A 17542-nucleotide genomic window follows, 5' to 3' on the forward strand; every position below is an offset into this window, starting at 1 on the left:
CTCTTTTTCTTTCAAACCTTCTCTTTCAGCCTCCTGAAAGATCATAAAATACTCCTATGATTACTTAGACAAGTTCTATGCCAAGCGTCTTGCACGCATCGTCAATCACCTGCAGCAATTCCTCATCCGTAAGCACCGTCACACGACCGCTTTCATATTCTTTGTCCACCCAGGCTTTCACCATCCGAACCAATTCGGAATTTTTATCCACCTGCTTTTCTTTTGAAAGACAAAACCAGGTATTGATCCAATGAGCAATTCCCGCCAGACCGGATGTGTTGGATACTGCTACAAGCGGTGGCTTTCCAAGGAACTTTTCCGTATCAAAAATATTATAAATCTCTTCATTTTTCAACAGGCCGTCTGCATGAATTCCTGCTCTTGTTACATTGAAGTTCTTTCCAACAAAGGGCGTTCTGGATGGTATACAGTATCCGATTTCTTTCTCATAATACTCTGCCAGTTCCGTAATAACTTTGGTATCCATACCATCTAACGTACCTCGAAGCTGTGCGTACTCAAATACCATAGCCTCCAGAGGCGTATTCCCGGTGCGCTCCCCGATTCCAAACAAAGAGCAGTTCACGCCGCTTGCTCCGTAAAGCCATGCAGTCGTAGAATTGCTGACTGCTTTATAGAAATCATTGTGCCCATGGAACTCAATCAGTTCACTTGGAACCCCTGCATGTACACGAAGTCCATAGATAATTCCAGGAATCGATCTTGGGATCACCGCTCCCGGATAATTAACTCCATATCCCATCGTGTCACAGACACGGATTTTCACCGGAATCTGATATTCCTTCATCAGATTCATAAGTTCCAAGCAGAACGGAATCACAAATCCATAAATGTCCGAACGGGTAATATCTTCCAAATGACATCTCGGACTTATTCCTGTCTCCAGGCATTCTCTTACTACAGATAAATAGTGATCCATACATTCCCGCCTGGTCATTTTCATCTTGTAGAAAATATGATAATCCGAACAGCTGACTAAAATTCCCGTTTCTTTCATTCCAATCTCTTTTACCAATTCAAAATCTTTCTTATTGGCGCGGATCCAACTGGTAATCTCCGGGAACTGATATCCTTTCTCCATACATTTATAGACAGCGTCCCTGTCTTTTTTGCTGTACAGGAAAAATTCACTCTGACGGATCTTTCCTTTTGGTCCTCCAAGCTGATGAAAATAATCATAAATTTTCACAATCTGCTCCGTACTGTAAGGCGCCCGTGACTGCTGTCCATCCCGGAACGTGGTATCTGTAATCCAGATTTCATCCGGCATACTGTGTGGTACGATTCTGTCATTAAACGCAATCTTCGGAATCTCATCATAGTGAAAGAGATTACGGAATACGTTCGGAGTATCCACATCCACCAGCGGATACATGTGCTCTTCTAACTGTAGCAGATTCGTATGTTTATCCAGATATACTTTTCGATTCTCCATCTTCGTTCTCTCTCTTTCTTTCATGTTGTATCATTGTATACAATTATACACTTCTTCAGCGCTATGTCAAGATAAAGTGATATAGAATTGTCAATGATTTTCCCGACTTTCTATTGTCCGTTCCTTTTCTGCCCCTTATAACAGAACCAAAGGAGCTACAACTACGAGGGCGCCGGTACAACCGACGCCCTCGCTTCTTTTTCTGTATTAATATAATTTTGCTCCAATCTCTCTTGGACGCAGCCCCTCGTCTTCTAAAGCTTTCATAATCTCGTGCTTATGCTCCGTTCCAAACGCTTCCATCGTAATCCGAAGTTCTACTGCCGCATTACGGTTGGTGCTGACGAACTGATTGTGCTCCAGTTTAATAACATTTCCGTTGGCATTGGCAATGGTAGATGCCACACGTACCAGCTCTCCTGCCTTATCTGGAAGAAGAACGGATACAGAGAAGATTCGATCTCTCTGAATCAATCCATGCTGTACGATCGAAGACATGGTAATCACATCCATATTACCACCGCTTAACACAGACACTGCCTTTTTCCCTTTCAGGTCAAGCTGCTTTAATGCCGCTACCGTAAGAAGTCCTGAATTCTCTACGACCATCTTATGATTCTCAACCATATCAAGGAATGCGCCAATTAATTCATCATCTTCCACTGTGATAATCCGATCAATATTCTCCTGCGCATATGGGAAAATATTTTCTCCTACTCTCTTAACCGCTGTACCATCGGCAATGGTATTGGCGCTTTCTAACGTCACTGGTTCTCCTGCCTGAATAGCCGCCGTCATGCTGGCTGCCGCCGCAGGCTCCACACCGATTACCTTAATCTTCGGATTCAGCATTTTAGCAAGGGTAGACACACCCGTAATCAGTCCGCCTCCGCCGATCGGACAAAGAATATAGTCTACCGTAGGCAATTCCTGTACAATCTCCATTGCAATGCTACCCTGTCCGGTTGCTACATCCAGGTCGTCAAATGGATGAACAAACGTATAGCCATGCTCTTCTGCCAGCTTCAGTGCGTAAGCACATGCATCGTCATAGACGTCTCCATGAAGCACGACTTCTGCTCCATAGCTTTTCGTACGGTTTACTTTGATCAACGGGGTCACCGTAGGCATAACGATCGTAGCCTTACATCCGAACTTCTGAGCCGCATAAGCAACGCCCTGTGCATGATTTCCTGCCGATGCAGTGATCAGTCCGCGGGATCTTTCTTCTTCGCTCATGGTACTGATCTTATAATATGCTCCACGTACTTTATACGCTCCTGTATACTGCATATTTTCCGGCTTCAGATAGATCTTCCCTTCTGTCTGTTTGCTCAGATACTCACTGTATACCAGTTTGGTTGGAAGGGTAACCTTCTTGACCAATTCACTTGCCTGTTCAAATTTTTCCAATGTCAACATCTCTTATTCCTCCTCTTTTGGTTGATCAAACAAAGCCCGTACAAACGCATCTGCATCAAATTTCTGCAAATCGTCTATAGTCTCTCCTACTCCAATATATTTCACCGGGATTCCAAGCTCCGCCTGAATAGCCACTGCAATTCCGCCTTTGGCAGTTCCATCCATTTTAGTGAGAATAATTCCCGTAATATCGGCCACCTCGTTGAATTCTTTGGCCTGCTGCAGCGCATTCTGACCCGTGGTAGCATCTAACACTGCCAGCGTCTCCCGGAAGGCTTCTGGGTACTCACGGTCAATAATCCGATTCATCTTACGTAATTCTTCCATTAAATTTTTCTTATTGTGAAGACGTCCCGCCGTATCACAGAGTAACACATCTGCATGTCGCGCCTTTGCTGCCGCAACCGCATCATATACAACAGCTGCAGGATCTGACCCTTCCTGTCCGCCTATGAGTTCCGCTTGTGCACGGTCTGCCCATTCCTTAAGCTGCTCTCCGGCCGCTGCACGGAACGTATCGGCCGCCGCGAGGATAACTTTTTTCCCATCTGAGCGAAGTTTGCCAGCCAGCTTTCCGATGGTCGTCGTCTTGCCGACACCGTTCACACCAATTACCATCACGACGGACTGCTTCTCCTCGAATTCGTAGGCGGTCTCGCCTACATTCATCTGCTCTTTGATGCTGTCAATCAGAATCTGTCGGCAGTCAGCCGGTTCCTTAATATGACGTTCTTTCACTTTTGCCCGAAGATCGTCTAAAATGTCATAGGTTGCCTGCACACCCAAATCTCCCATGATTAAAACTTCTTCCAGTTCCTCATAAAAATCTTCATTGATGTGACTAAAGCCATTGAAAATGCTGTCCATGCCAGATACGATATTCGCTCGCGTCTTACTAAGCCCGGACACCAGACGGCTGAAAAATCCTTTTTTCTCTTTCTGCTCTTCTGCCATATGCTCATCCCTCATCTTTCTTCTTTCTCTACTGATCCAGTTCTTCTTCTAAAAGGCTGACCGATACCAGCGTCGAAACCCCCTTCTCCTGCATGGTAATTCCATAGAGACGGTCTGCTGCCGTCATCGTTCCTCTTCTGTGCGTAATCACGATGAACTGGGTATTCTCTGTCAGCTTGTGTAGATACTGCGCAAAACGATCTACGTTATTATCATCCAAGGCCGCTTCAATCTCATCTAGAAGACAGAACGGCGATGGTTTTAAATTCTGAATTGCAAACAGCAGTGCAATTGCTGTCAGCGCTTTCTCTCCACCGGAAAGCTGCATCATATTCTGAAGTTTCTTACCCGGCGGCTGCGCAATGATCTTAATACCCGCCTCCAGAATATCTTCATCCTCCATCAATTCCAGCGTTCCTTTTCCGCCGCCGAACAATTCCTTGAACACCATATCGAACTCAGACGCAATTCTGGCAAACTGCTCTTTAAACTGCTTGCGCATAGCCGCGTCCAGTTCTTCTACAATTTGCTCCAATGTAGCTTCTGCTTCCACCAGATCATCATGCTGCCCTTTCAGGAACTCATAACGCTCCGAAACACTCTTATATTCTTCAATCGCATTCACATTTACATTTCCAAGACTCCGGATTTCTGCCTTTAATTCCTGAATCTTCTTCTTCATTTTTATGAGATCCGTAAGGTTAGCGTCCCGCAGTTCTCTGGCACGGTTCAGAGTCAGTTCATACTCTTCCCACATATAATTGATCTGCTTTTCGGAAGCTTCTTCGTATCCCTCTTTCTGGCTTTCCAGACGGAAGATTTCTTTATCCAAAAGCGACATATGCTTCGACAGCTCTTCCCTCTTCTCCAGGAACGTCTTATGCTTCTGGTTGAGCTCTTCTCTCTCTTTTTTGAATCGTTCAATCTCAGATTCAATCTCAGCGAACAGATCTTTTGAATTCTCAATCGTCTGCCGAAGATCTGAAATCTGGCCTTCCTTTGCCTGAATTTCTTCTGACATTCCACCTTTATTGACTTCCAGTTCTGCAAGCTCTTCCCGGAATTTCTCTACTTCTTCCTGAATACGGGACTGGTTTTCCATTACAAATGCAAATTTCTGCTCCAGCCCTGCATATGCCAAGTGAATCGCTTCCACCTTCTTAAGTTTTACTGCTTCTTCTTCTTTTCCTGCATCCAGAAGTTTTTGATCCTGCTCAATCTTCTCTGTCAATTCTTTTTCCAGATTCTTTGAAGTATCAAGTTCGACACTGATCGACTCCTGATTATCCATAATATCCGTAATCTGTCGATCCAGTTCTTCTGCTTCTTTTTGTACCTGCTTGGACATCTCTCTTGCGCTCTGAATCTTGGCAAGCGCCTGATCAGCATTCAACTTTGCCGTATTCTGGATCACATAAGCCTTCTGAAGTTTCCCGCTGATTTCATCCGTCTTTTCATAGTAACCTGCACGCTCTGCACGCAGCTTCTTTGATGACGCTTCCCTCTCGTCCATCTCCTGTTTCAGCTTTTGGACCGTCTTTTCAAACTCTTCTATTTCACGCCGCCGACTCAAAAGATTGCTGGAATTCTTAAAGGCTCCACCTGTCATGGATCCACCTGGATTAATCAATTCTCCTTCTAATGTCACAATCCGAAGAGACTGGTTGTATTTTCTGGCAATGGCCGTTCCATGATCAATATGATCTACCACCAGTGTTCTTCCAAGCAGATGATCTGCCAGTTTTCGATAACGCTCTTCCACCTGCACCAGCGTATTAGCCGTGCCAATAACGCCAGGTTCCTTCAAAGCCTCCGGTCTTCCAATTCCTGAATTTCCACGAATATTCGTAAGCGGAAGGAAGGTTGCCCGTCCAAATCGATTTTTCTTCAAATACTGAATCATCCGCTTTGCAGTTCCCTCATCTTCGGTTACAATATTCTGAATATTCCCTCCGAGAGCTGTTTCTATCGCAATCTCATATTCCTTATCCACTTTAATTAGATCTGCAACAACTCCAAGAAGGGCTGATTCCCGATCTTTCTGATCCATCACGCGCCGAATACTATTGCCATATCCATCATACCGCTCCGTAATATTCTTTAACGATTCCAGTCTGGACTGTTCTCTATGATAAGCTTTCTGACCAATCTGAAACTGCTCCGTCTGCTTTGCAAGGATATTCTGCAATTCTTGAATCTTCGCCTCATAGGACGTATTTTCATCTGTCAGTGCAAGAATTTCTTCCGAAGCCTCTTTTAATTCCTTCTGATATTTGTCATACAGCTCCTTCTGTTCACTGACCTCGCTTTCCGCTTCAATAATCTGCTGATTTAAACGAGCCTTTCTGACATCGATCTGTTCCAGCATCGTGTCATAACGCTGACTTTTGGCTTTTGTAGACGCCCGATTGTTCAGAATCTGCATAATTTCGTTCTTATTGGCTTCCACCGCTTCTGAAAGCGATGCCAAACGGCTCTGCATCTCAATCAGTTCCTGACGCGCCTGATCTTCTTCCTTCTTCTGCTCCTTGATCTTGCTTTCAATCTGTGCATGCGACGTCTCTAATTCTGTCAACTGAGTTTCTCTGCTTTTTATCTCTTCACCAATCGTTCTGGCACGCTGATCATAATGCGCATCATTCATTCGGGCGCTGTGAATCTGTTCTTTCAGAAGCTCGATCTGATTCTCCAGCTGCTGCTTTAACATGGTCGTCTCGCTTAACTGACTTTTTGCATTTTCAATGGACGCATCAATCTCATCCACCTGCTCTTCTACGGCTTCATATTCCGCCTTCATACCGTCATACCGAACCGATGCCTCGTCAAGCTCTTCTTTTGTAATTCCAATCTTACCGTCAATCTCCTGAACCTGAGCCTTTATTCGATCCATTTCCAGTAAAAACATATTAATGTCATATGTCTTTAAGGATTCTTTCTTCTTCAAATATTCTTTTGCAGTCTCCGCCTGACGCTCCAGTGGTCCTACCTGCTTTTCCAGTTCTGCAAGAATATCATTGACACGTAGAAGATTCTGCCGCTCTTCTTCCAGTTTTTTTAGGGAAATATTCTTTCTTCGTTTAAATTTAACGATTCCGGCAGCTTCATCAAACAATTCTCTTCGTTCTTCCGGCTTTCCGCTTAAGATCTTATCAATCTGCCCCTGTCCGATAATCGAATATCCTTCTTTTCCGATTCCTGTATCATAGAACAGCTCATTGACATCTTTTAAACGGCAGGCGCTTCCATTGATCAGATACTCACTCTCTCCTGAACGGTACAGCTTTCTTGCTACCGTCACCTCTTCATAATCAATGGGCAGCTTATGATCTGAATTGTCAAGGGTAATGGCTACAGATGCATAGCTTAATGGCTTTCTGTTCTCCGTTCCCGAGAAAATGACATCCTGCATATTGCCTCCTCGAAGCTGCTTAGCCCGCTGTTCTCCCAGTACCCAGCGTACTGCATCAGCTACATTGCTCTTGCCGCTTCCATTTGGACCTACGATACCGGTAATGCCATTATGAAATTCAAATTTGATCTTATGTGCAAAGGATTTGAATCCCTGCACCTCAATGCTCTTTAAATACATGCTTCACCTACTTTATATTCTCTTTGTGCAGCCTCAAAATGCTTTGATAAGCAGCCTCCTGTTCTGCCGCTTTCTTCGTTCGTCCGGTTCCGGTTCCATATTCCTTCTCTCCGATCAAAACCGCTGCATGAAAGCTCTTGTCGTGATCCGGTCCTTCTTCTCCGATCATACGATAAGAGATTTCTTCTTTAAAATGCGCCTGAACAATCTCCTGCAGGATAGTCTTGCTATCAAAAAAGAGTTTTTTATTTTCTAAATCATTCAAAATAAACCTTTTAATGAACTCTTTTGCATTAGCAAAACCACCATCTATATAAATCGCTCCAATTAGAGCTTCCATCGCATCCGATGTGACAGACTCCCTCTTTCTTCCGCCGGTCGCATCTTCTCCTTTTCCAAGCAGCAGATACTGTCCTAAATCAATCTCTCTGGCACAAAACGCAAGCGCCGGCTCACACACCATACTCGCTCTTGCCTTCGTCAGTTCTCCTTCCGGTCTTGTTTTATCTTCATAAAACAAGAATTCACTGGATACCAATTCCAACACTGCATCCCCTAAGAATTCTAAGCGCTCATTACATTTGTATTTTGGAAGATGCTTTTCATTAATATAAGAGCTGTGCATCATTGCCTGCTTTAAGATTTCTAGATCCTGAAATGTATATCCTATCTTCTTTTCCAATTCTTTTAATTTTTGACTCATATATTTTCCTTCCTGTCCTCAGCTTAAGAACTGCCAATTAAGAATAAGAAGATGGAGCTGTTGCAGCGCAACAGCTCCATCTGATAGCCGCCTAGTTATTGGTTGCGTTTTTAATCTGTTCTACAGCATCTCCTACCGTCACGATCTTTTCTGCTTCTTCATTATCTATCTCGATATCGTAAAGTTCTTCAATCCCCATGATAATCTGGAAAATATCAAGAGAATCTGCTCCAAGATCATCTACAAATGTCATATCCTCACGGATATCATCTGGATCCATGTTTAATACATCCGCAATAATTTCTTTTAATTTCTCAAATTCCATCGTTAATTCGTCTCCTCTTTTTGAATACTTGCTTTGATCTTTTCATTGATCTTCTGCTTTTTGAAAGTTACACACTGTGCCAGCGTATTACTTACTTCCTTAGCCTTTGAACTTCCATGTGTCTTTACAACCAAGCCATTTAAGCCCAGCAATGGTGCGCCCCCATACTCACTTGCATCGAAGGATTTCAAGGTTGCTTTCAAAGCCGGTTTAATCAACAATGCACCTATTTTGCTTCTCAAGCTAGTCATCATTCCTTCTTTGACCTTCTTAATCAGGACTGCTCCAACACCTTCATACAGCTTCAGGATAATGTTTCCTGCAAACGCTTCGCAGACCACAACATCTACCTGACCATGCGGAATCTCTCTTGCTTCCACACTACCGGTAAAATTAATGCTCTTTTCTTCTTTTAAAAGTGGAAACGTCTCTTTCACCAATGCATTTCCCTTTTCTTCTTCTGCACCGATATTGACGATTCCTACCTTCGGATTCTTCACACCCATCACATGTTCCATATAGATGGAACCGATCTTGGCAAACTGCACCAGATGGGCTGGTCTTGCATCTACATTCGCTCCGCAGTCAATCAAAAGGGATACCCCTTTCTCCGTTGGAACCAACGGCGCAAGCGGCGCTCTGTCCACCCCTTTGATTCTACCGACAATCACCTGGCCTCCGACAAGAATTGCTCCAGAACTTCCAGCAGATACAAACGCATCAGCTTTTCCTTCCTTCACCATCTTCATCCCGACCACGATCGACGAATCCTTCTTCTTACGAATTGCACTCACAGGCGGCTCTGCCGTCTCGATCACTTCCGATGCAGGAACGACTTCGATCTGCTCTTTGTTGTACTGATATTTTTCCAGTTCCTCGTTTATCTTATCTTCCTGACCCACCAGAAATACTTTCATTGCAGATTCCTTCTGTATGGCGTCCACTGCACCTTTTACCATTTCTACCGGGGCATAATCCCCTCCCATAGCATCAAGCGCTATGTTCGTAATCTCTGACATGTATCTTCCTCCTAGCATTGCTAGGATTAATTCTACTAAACCTTTTCTGGAAAATCAATACAATTCCTTATTTTCTTAGTGAACGAAAGAAATTTTCTTTTTCTAAGTGTCTCTATTTTGTAAATCAAGACAAGAAAAAATGGGAACTTTTTTCAAAGTCCCCATTTTTCACATTTCTTTTAACTCAATTATAATTAGTCAACAGAAACAATTTCTTTTTTGTTGTAGCTTCCGCAAGCCTTGCAAACTCTGTGAGGCATCATTAACTCGCCACACTTGCTGCATTTTACCAGGTTCGGAGCGCTCATCTTCCAATTCGCTCTTCTTTTGTCTCTTCTTGCTTTAGAAGATTTATTCTTTGGACAAATTGACATAGGTTACACCTCCTTAAAATTCTTAAACACATCGCGGATAACTGACATTCTAGGGTCAAGCCCCGTATCTTCACAGTTACAGGTGCCTTCATTCAGGTTCTGACCACATACGTTGCAAATGCCTTTACAGTCTTCGCTACACAGAATTTTCGTCGGCCACCCTATCAATAACTCATTGTAGATTAACTGCTCTACGTCAAAGTTATATCCGTCAATATAATTTGTTTCGTCTAACTCGTCTGTCTCTTCCACTTCCTCTGAAGCTACGCTGACCCGCTTGTGAATCTCTAACGGAATCTTTATTGTTACATCTGTAAGACATCTGTCACACGGAATCACCACTGTGACTTCACAATTTCCCGTAATCTCCAGCTCTTTTTCTTTCATATACTCGATATGAAGAACCACCGGACTCTTATCCACAATCTCAAAACATCCAAGTTCTGAGCGGAAGCAATCCATCTCCACAGGCACCGATGCATCGATCGGTTTATGTTGTTCTGACAAGACGTCGGATAGGTTTAATATCATAATTCATTACTCCTATTCACACCTAGACTATTATATCATGTAAAATGATTTTGTCAACCAAATTTCTTTTTTTTCTGCTAATTCTGCAATCTGGTTCTTTTTTGAATCCTCTTCTGCTTAGAATTATACCAGTGCAACCGTCTCGCGTGCGATAGCAAGTTCTTCATTGGTCGGAATTACTGCAACCTTCACTTTTGAATCTGCAGTAGAGATCAGACGATCGTCGCCGAACAATTTATTTGCTTCCTGGTCAAGAGATACTCCCAAATATTCCAGACATTCACATACTTTCTGACGAACAATTGCTACATTTTCTCCGATTCCTGCTGTAAATGCAATCGCGTCTACACCGTTCATTGCTGCGGAATAAGAACCAATGTATTTTGCCACACGATAACAGAATACTTCAATTGCCGCATTTGCATATGGATTTCCATCATTCATAGCAGCTGTCAAGTCACGGAAATCGCTGGATAACCCCTTGGATAATCCAAACACACCGGATTTCTTATTTAATACATTCATAACACCTGCCATATCCAGATCTTCTTTCTTTGCAAGGTATTCCATGATTGCAGGATCCATATCACCAGAACGTGTTCCCATTACAAGACCTTCCAGTGGAGTAAGTCCCATAGATGTGTCAACACATTTTCCGTTTAATACAGCACTGATAGATGCTCCGTTTCCGAGATGTGCAACAATGATCTTAGAGTTATCAAGATCTAATCCTAAGAATTCTGCTGCATGTTTGGATACAAAGCTGTGGCTTGTACCATGGAAACCGTAACGTCTTACGCCATATTTCTCATAATACTCATATGGAAGTCCATAGAGATAAGCTTTCTCAGGCATGGTCTGATGGAATGCTGTATCGAATACTGCAACCATCGGAGTATTTGGCATTAATTTCTGACAAGCATTGATACCGATCAAGTTTGCCGGATTGTGAAGCGGTGCAAGATCGTTACACTCTTCAATCGCCTTTAATACGTCTTCTGTAATCACAACAGAAGATGCAAATTTCTCTCCGCCATGTACCACGCGGTGTCCCACTGCTCCGATCTCATCCAGGCTCTTAACAACACCCGTCTCAGCGTCTGTTAAAGCGTCAATTACAAACTGAATTGCTTCTGTGTGTGTTGGCATTGCCTTCTCAGAAACAGCCTTGTCCCCACCAGCCGGCTGATAAGTAAGGCGTCCGTCAATACCGATACGTTCACAGAGACCTTTTGCGAGAACTTCCTCTGACTCCGAGTTAATTAACTGGAATTTCAGAGATGAACTTCCGCAGTTGATAACTAATACATTCATTTCATTTACCTCTCTTATTTTTATTCAGCAGCCATACACTGTACTGCTGTAATTGCTACTACACCCTCGATATCTTTCGCGCTACATCCACGAGACAAATCATTAACCGGAGCTGCGATTCCCTGTGTAAGCGGTCCGTATGCTTCTGCTTTTGCAAGTCTCTGAACAAGCTTGTATCCGATATTACCAGCGTCAAGATCCGGGAATACTAACACATTCGCTTTACCTGCCACCGGGCTTCCCGGCGCTTTGGACTGTCCGATTTCCGGAACGATCGCTGCATCCAACTGGAACTCTCCATCAAGCATAAGTCCTTCCGGAGCGTTTTCTTTCGCAATACGTGTAGCTTCTACTACTTTGTCTACATCGGCGTGCTTTGCACTTCCCTTTGTAGAGTGAGAAAGCATAGCTACCACTGGCTCTTTTCCAGTAAGAGTCTTGAAAGATTCTGCAGAAGAAAGTGCGATTGCAGCCAGTTTCTCTGGATCTGGATTCTGTTCAAGTCCAGAATCTGCGAAAATAAATGTTCCGTCAGCACCCATATCGCAATCTGGAACTACCATTACAAAGAACGCAGAAACTAATTTTGTTCCTGGTTTTGTCTTTAAAATCTGAAGACATGGTCTTAATGTATCTGCTGTGGAGTGGCATGCTCCGCTTACCATACCGTCAGCGTCTTTCATTTTAACCATCATAACTCCATAATACAGGTAATTTGTAAGAAGAAGCTCTCTTGCCTGTTCCTCTGTCATGCCTTTTTTCTGTCTTAATTCTACGAGCTTTGCAATATACTCTTCTGTCTTTTCATAGGTTGCCGGATCAACAATTGTAGCTCCGCTGATATCAAAAGAACCTTTATTCTTAGCGATCTCCTCTTCGCTTCCGATCAGCACAAGATTTGCTGTTCCTTCTTTTAACACAGCTTCTGCCGCCTCATAAGTTCTGATATCCTCTGTCTCCGGAAGAACAATTGTTTTTTTACAAGTTTTTGCTTTTGCTTTAATTTCATCTATGAATCCCATGATTAATAGACTCCTTTCTTTTTCTACTATTAATCATTATAATACAAATGAATATAGTATACAAGCCACTCTTGTGTCTCTTTTTCCGTACATTTTACCGAAACCATCCTACAACGCAATCTATAAAAAAGAGAATTAACCATCAAAAGAGGACGCACTTACGAATGCGTCCTCTTTTCTCTCTATAACCGAAATACAAAACTTACAATAGCAAAATATACACTGATAGTACTGATATCCACCAATGTAGAAATTAAAGGTGTCGCCATGATCGCCGGATCCAGGCCTACTTTCTTGGCAACCAACGGAAGGGTACATCCTACAACTTTGGCAATAATAACGGTACATGCCATTGTGACACCAATCGTAAATGCCATCATTGCATCTCCCTGTCCCATAATCAAAATACGCGTTCCATTCACCACCGCAAGGATAATACTAATGCAGACAGCAATTCGGACTTCCTTCCAGATCACTTTAAAGAGATCTCGAAATTCTATTTCACCGATCGCAAGTCCACGGATCACAAGAGTGGAACTCTGGGAACCACAGTTGCCTCCCGTTCCTGTAAGCATTGGGATGAAACCTGCCAATTGCGGCATAACCGCAAGTGCTGCTTCATAGCTATTCATAATCATCTGAGTCACCGTGGCTGAAAGCATTAAGAATAACAGCCATGGAAGACGACTCTTCACATGCTCATAAACGGTTGTCCCAAAATAAGATTCTTCATTTGGCGCAACACCAGCCATGATGCTGATATCTTCCGTTTCCTCTTCCTGCAAGACAAGCATCGCATCATCAACCGTAACGATACCGACCATACAATGCTCATGGTCCACAATCGGAAGTGCAATAAGACCGTATTTTGTAATCATTCGGGCAACTTCCTCCTGATCATCCGTCGTCTGTGCATACAACATATTCGTGTCCATGATCTCATCAATGGTTCTCGATTCTCCTGTCGTAAGAAGATCTTTAATATCCACAACTCCGATCAAACGCCTCTTCTCTGTCACATAGCAGGTGTAGATAGTCTCTCTGTTCAAACCTACTTGTCGAATCTTCATAATCGCATCTTCCACCGTCATCTCCTGACTAAGTGCGATATAATCTACGTTCATGACACTTCCGGCGCTGTCTTCCGGATATTGAAGCAATTGATTGATCTGAGCTCGCTTTTCTTCATCGGTTGCCATAAGAAGACGATCCACAACGTTGGCAGGCATCTCTTCCAATACGTCTACGGTATCGTCAAGATACATCTCTTCCATCACTTCTTCCAGCTCTGAATCGGTAAGCGCATTGATGAGGATTTCCCTCATATCACTATTCATATAGGTAAATGTCTCCGCAGCCTCCTCTTTTGCCAGCAAACGGAACACCATCACAAGCTGTTTCTGTTCAAATTCTTCTAAAATCTCGGCAAGGTCTACCGGGTACATGTTATTTTCCAGTTCTTCTTTTAATTCTTTGAACTGGCGATTGTCAAGCATCTCCAGAATACGCTCCTCTGTAAGTTCTTCTCGTTCTTCAATGCCTTCACTGATATCATGATCAAATTCGCCTTGAGCTACCGCATCACCCCACTCTTCCGATGTCATCTGGCTCATTTTATCCTGCCCCATGAATACCCTCCTTCCCCAAATATTGCTTACATAACCTTTCTATAGTATAATCAATTTAAATGCGATATACAAGGAGATTTTTATGAATATTGTTGGGCTGATTACAGAATACAATCCATTTCACAATGGTCATCTACATCATATAAAGGAAGCAAAACGAATCACCGGCGCTGATGCCGTGCTTGTAATCATGAGCGGAAACTTTGTACAGCGGGGCGCTCCGGCGATCATGCCAAAGCATCTACGGGCAAAAGCCGCCCTGGAATCCGGTGCCGATGTCATTTTAGAACTTCCGGTCTGCTTTGCAACGGGAAGCGCAGAATCCTTTGCCGCCGGAAGCATCAATCTTCTCAACCATTTGGGATGCATCGACTCTGTCTGCTTTGGAAGCGAATGCGGGGATCTTTCTGCCCTTGATCGAATTGCCCATGTGACAGCTGATGAGCCTGAAGAATACCGCCTTATGCTGAAGCAAGAATTGCAGCAAGGGAAAGCATTCCCTGTCGCCCGTCAGCAAGCGCTGAAGCACTATTTTCAAGATGGATTTCTGGACACTTTGCTGGAACACCCCAACAACATTTTGGGAATCGAGTACCTGAAGGCACTCTATCAAAGCGACAGTTCTATAAAGCCTTACACCATTAAACGTATCCTCTCCGGCTACCATGATCAAGAATTGACAGAGCGCTTTAGTTCTGCATCCGCGATTCGGAACTGTCTGTCGTCCTCTCTGACGGAATCCGCGTCCGTTGAGTCGCTGCTGCAATTAAAAGGCCAGGTTCCCGATGCTTCGTTTCAACTTTTTTGTGAAACTTTTCAGAACCGGTACCCGGTCTTTGCAAACGATTTTTCTTTACTGCTAAAATACCGACTTCTTTGCGTGTCCAGAGAATCCTTGTCTCACTTTCTGGACGTATCAGAAGATCTGGCTAACCGAATTTATAACAGACGTAATCAGTTTATCTCCTTTGATCAGTTCTGTGAGCTATTAAAAACCCGCGAACTTACCTATACTCGAATCAGCCGCGCGCTCCTTCATATCCTTCTTGGAATCACAAAGAATGACCTAAGGACATTCTCCAAACAAGGCGGCTGTCAGTACGCACGTCTTATCGGCTTTCGTAAAGACTCCCGCGAGATATTAACCGAAATTCAGCGGCATACTTCTATTCCGCTTCTTTCCAAACTCACCAAAACCGACCAGCTTAGTTCTGTCGGCCTTTCCATGCTTCGTCAGGATCTCTTTGCTTCTGATCTATATGAAAGCGTCCTGACCGAAAAATTTAAAACTCCATTTATCAGTGAATACTGCCAACAGATTATACGGGTATAACCGATTACCCGTATTGTCTGGCAGCTTCCATAAACCAATCAATCTGACTTAGCGCCGTTCCATAAGGAATCTCACATCCCGTCGAAAGCACATATCCTTGTTCCATCTGCTTCCCGATACGCGCACACTCCTGCACTGACTGGAAAATCTCTTCCTTCGTCCCATTCATTACAACCTCTACCGGCGGCACGTTTCCTGCAATTGCAAGATAAGGTGATAATTCTTCTTTTGCCCGGTTTAAATCAATCGCATTATCCAGACTCAAAAACTGAACATTTAACTGAGAAAAATATTTCCAAATAGAATACGTTCTTCCGCACATATGAAGATTCGCTTTTTTCCCGGTTACCTCGTATGCATAATCCGTCAGTTCTTTCATATACGGATAGGCAAATTCTTTATAATATTTCGGACCGATCAACTCCGGATTCGCCACCGGATCCGCCATGGCAATCGAAAATCCGTATTTGCCCATAGCCTTCATACAGCTTTTTTCGCTGTCGGTTACCAAACGAAGGAGGCGATGAACCTGCTCCGGTTCCCGTTTACAGTCACGAAGCAAATATTCCACACCTCTTAGATAAGATGCAATCGTCATAGGACCTCCCACACTGGCCGTTATCGGCACATAGGGTGCCGCACAATCAGCAAGAATTTCTGCCGCATTAAGAAAGGTCTTAATTCTGTCATCTTTCTTGGCATCTAGTGGTTCATAACCGGAAAGTTCCTGATAATCCTTCAGGCAATTCTTCCCAATATAGGGAAGCTTATCTTCTGCATAGATCACGTCCGCGCCAAGCGCATCTGCGATTCCATAAGAATTGGGACCGATCATCATCTGGTCGTGTCCGAATCGGTTAAATGCACTGACCTCAATCTCTGCTATTTTCCTAGGATCATGCCACATATCCCATATGGTTTGCCCACCTACCTGGCTTTTTAGTTCCCCCATAGCTGGAATACACCGGATCCGGTCATATGCTTTTCCGTCTTCTATTGCTTGTTTTCTTTCCACCGGCGTCATTTTTTCTGCCGGATTTATGCAAATCTTCATTTTCCTCTACCCTTTCATACCGCTTAATACGACCCCTTCTTTAAACTTCCTCTGCAGCAGAATATAGAAAATAAACGGCGGCAGGAAATTGACTGCTGCACATGCCATGGTAAGTCCAATATTAGGTTCAAACTGCGTCTTAGTTGCACTAAGAATCAATGGAAGTGTCTTCATTTCATTCTTCGTACTGACAATCAATGGCCATAGGAAATTGTTCCACGCTCCCACAAACGTAAAGATCGCCAACGTAAGAATGGAAGATTTCACAAGCGGAAGAATAACCTTCCACAAGATTTTCAAATTGGAACACCCTTCTATCTTCGCCGCATCAATCACCTCATCCGGAACCCCTAAAATAGCCTGCCTCATAATAAAGGTTCCAAGAGCTGTAGGAAGCGGTAGAATCAATGCCTGGTAGGTATTCAGCCATCCCAGATTTTTGATTGTTAAATACAGCGGCACAATAATGACTTCCGATGGAATAATCAGTGTCATAATTAAAGCAAAAAAGATCTTATCATTTCCGGGAAATTTTAATTTTGCAAATGCATATCCGGCAAGACAGCTTACGGCAACTGCCAAAAGCACCCCTGCCAGCGCCACGAAAACACTATTGAAAAAATAACGTTCAAATTCTGCAGTTCGAAAGATTTTCACATAATTTTCCAGTGTTAATCCATTCAAGTTAAAATCATACGTACTCAACGTATTTTTCAAGGACATAATCAACATGTAAATAAACGGGAACACACTGACCGCTATCACTACCAGCAAAACCAAATTTGCGATTTGTTTTTCTATAAATTTCACTCTGACTC

The 17542-nt window shown here is 43.4% G+C and carries 15 protein-coding genes; 1 reads left to right on the forward strand and 14 read right to left on the reverse strand.

What is annotated here, in order from left to right; translation table 11 throughout:
* Window positions 1-64: 64 nt before the first annotated feature.
* From WKT00_RS02750 to mgtE, 12 genes are all read right to left on the reverse strand, one after another.
* Complete coding sequence (locus WKT00_RS02750; RefSeq protein ID WP_173814270.1) at window positions 65-1456, reverse strand: 2-isopropylmalate synthase; 1392 nt, start codon at window positions 1454-1456, stop codon at window positions 65-67.
* 207 nt (window positions 1457-1663) lie between these two features.
* Entirely contained in the window at window positions 1664-2878 is a 1215-nt protein-coding gene (gene ilvA / locus WKT00_RS02755; RefSeq protein ID WP_101694260.1) for a threonine ammonia-lyase, read from the reverse strand.
* Window positions 2879-2881: 3 nt separating this feature from the next.
* On the reverse strand, window positions 2882-3832 hold the full coding sequence (gene ftsY / locus WKT00_RS02760; protein ID WP_207653805.1) for a signal recognition particle-docking protein FtsY: 951 nt from the start codon (window positions 3830-3832) through the stop codon (window positions 2882-2884).
* A 28-nt stretch (window positions 3833-3860) separates the two neighbouring features.
* Window positions 3861-7421, reverse strand: a complete 3561-nt coding sequence (gene smc / locus WKT00_RS02765; RefSeq protein WP_340260787.1) for a chromosome segregation protein SMC — start codon at window positions 7419-7421, stop codon at window positions 3861-3863.
* Window positions 7422-7428: 7 nt separating this feature from the next.
* A complete protein-coding gene (gene rnc, locus WKT00_RS02770) occupies window positions 7429-8124 on the reverse strand; it encodes a ribonuclease III (protein WP_101694257.1) in 696 nt (231 codons plus the stop codon).
* Window positions 8125-8215: 91 nt separating this feature from the next.
* Window positions 8216-8449: an acyl carrier protein gene (acpP, locus tag WKT00_RS02775; protein ID WP_101694256.1), complete on the reverse strand. Its 234-nt coding sequence runs from the start codon at window positions 8447-8449 to the stop codon at window positions 8216-8218.
* A 2-nt stretch (window positions 8450-8451) separates the two neighbouring features.
* Window positions 8452-9468, reverse strand: a complete 1017-nt coding sequence (gene plsX / locus WKT00_RS02780) for a phosphate acyltransferase PlsX (RefSeq protein WP_173814274.1) — start codon at window positions 9466-9468, stop codon at window positions 8452-8454.
* A 194-nt stretch (window positions 9469-9662) separates the two neighbouring features.
* Window positions 9663-9842 (reverse strand): 50S ribosomal protein L32, encoded by a 180-nt coding sequence (gene rpmF / locus WKT00_RS02785; protein ID WP_004612498.1) that lies wholly within the window; start codon window positions 9840-9842, stop codon window positions 9663-9665.
* A 3-nt stretch (window positions 9843-9845) separates the two neighbouring features.
* Complete coding sequence (locus WKT00_RS02790; protein ID WP_340260795.1) at window positions 9846-10373, reverse strand: YceD family protein; 528 nt, start codon at window positions 10371-10373, stop codon at window positions 9846-9848.
* A gap of 123 nt (window positions 10374-10496) precedes the next feature.
* Complete coding sequence (locus WKT00_RS02795; protein WP_101694253.1) at window positions 10497-11687, reverse strand: acetate kinase; 1191 nt, start codon at window positions 11685-11687, stop codon at window positions 10497-10499.
* Between the two features lie 20 nt (window positions 11688-11707).
* Window positions 11708-12709 carry a phosphate acetyltransferase gene (gene pta, locus WKT00_RS02800; protein ID WP_101694252.1) on the reverse strand — a complete coding sequence of 334 codons (1002 nt, stop codon included), beginning with the start codon at window positions 12707-12709 and terminating at the stop codon, window positions 11708-11710.
* A 182-nt stretch (window positions 12710-12891) separates the two neighbouring features.
* Complete coding sequence (mgtE, locus tag WKT00_RS02805) at window positions 12892-14247, reverse strand: magnesium transporter (protein WP_101694752.1); 1356 nt, start codon at window positions 14245-14247, stop codon at window positions 12892-12894.
* A gap of 172 nt (window positions 14248-14419) precedes the next feature.
* Between mgtE and WKT00_RS02810 the strand changes: the two genes are divergently transcribed.
* Entirely contained in the window at window positions 14420-15670 is a 1251-nt protein-coding gene (locus WKT00_RS02810) for a nucleotidyltransferase (RefSeq protein WP_173814276.1), read from the forward strand.
* Between the two features lie 4 nt (window positions 15671-15674).
* On the opposite strand, the gene WKT00_RS02815 is transcribed toward WKT00_RS02810, so the two are convergent.
* Together WKT00_RS02815 and WKT00_RS02820 are read right to left on the reverse strand one after the other, a co-directional pair.
* A complete protein-coding gene (locus WKT00_RS02815; protein ID WP_173814277.1) occupies window positions 15675-16724 on the reverse strand; it encodes a uroporphyrinogen decarboxylase family protein in 1050 nt (349 codons plus the stop codon).
* Window positions 16725-16730: 6 nt separating this feature from the next.
* Window positions 16731-17534 carry a carbohydrate ABC transporter permease gene (locus WKT00_RS02820; RefSeq protein ID WP_173814278.1) on the reverse strand — a complete coding sequence of 268 codons (804 nt, stop codon included), beginning with the start codon at window positions 17532-17534 and terminating at the stop codon, window positions 16731-16733.
* Window positions 17535-17542 lie beyond the last annotated feature (8 nt).

Source organism: Dorea sp. ICN-14282, assembly GCF_037890115.1.
In the GTDB taxonomy this organism is placed as follows: domain Bacteria; phylum Bacillota; class Clostridia; order Lachnospirales; family Lachnospiraceae; genus Dorea_B; species Dorea_B phocaeensis.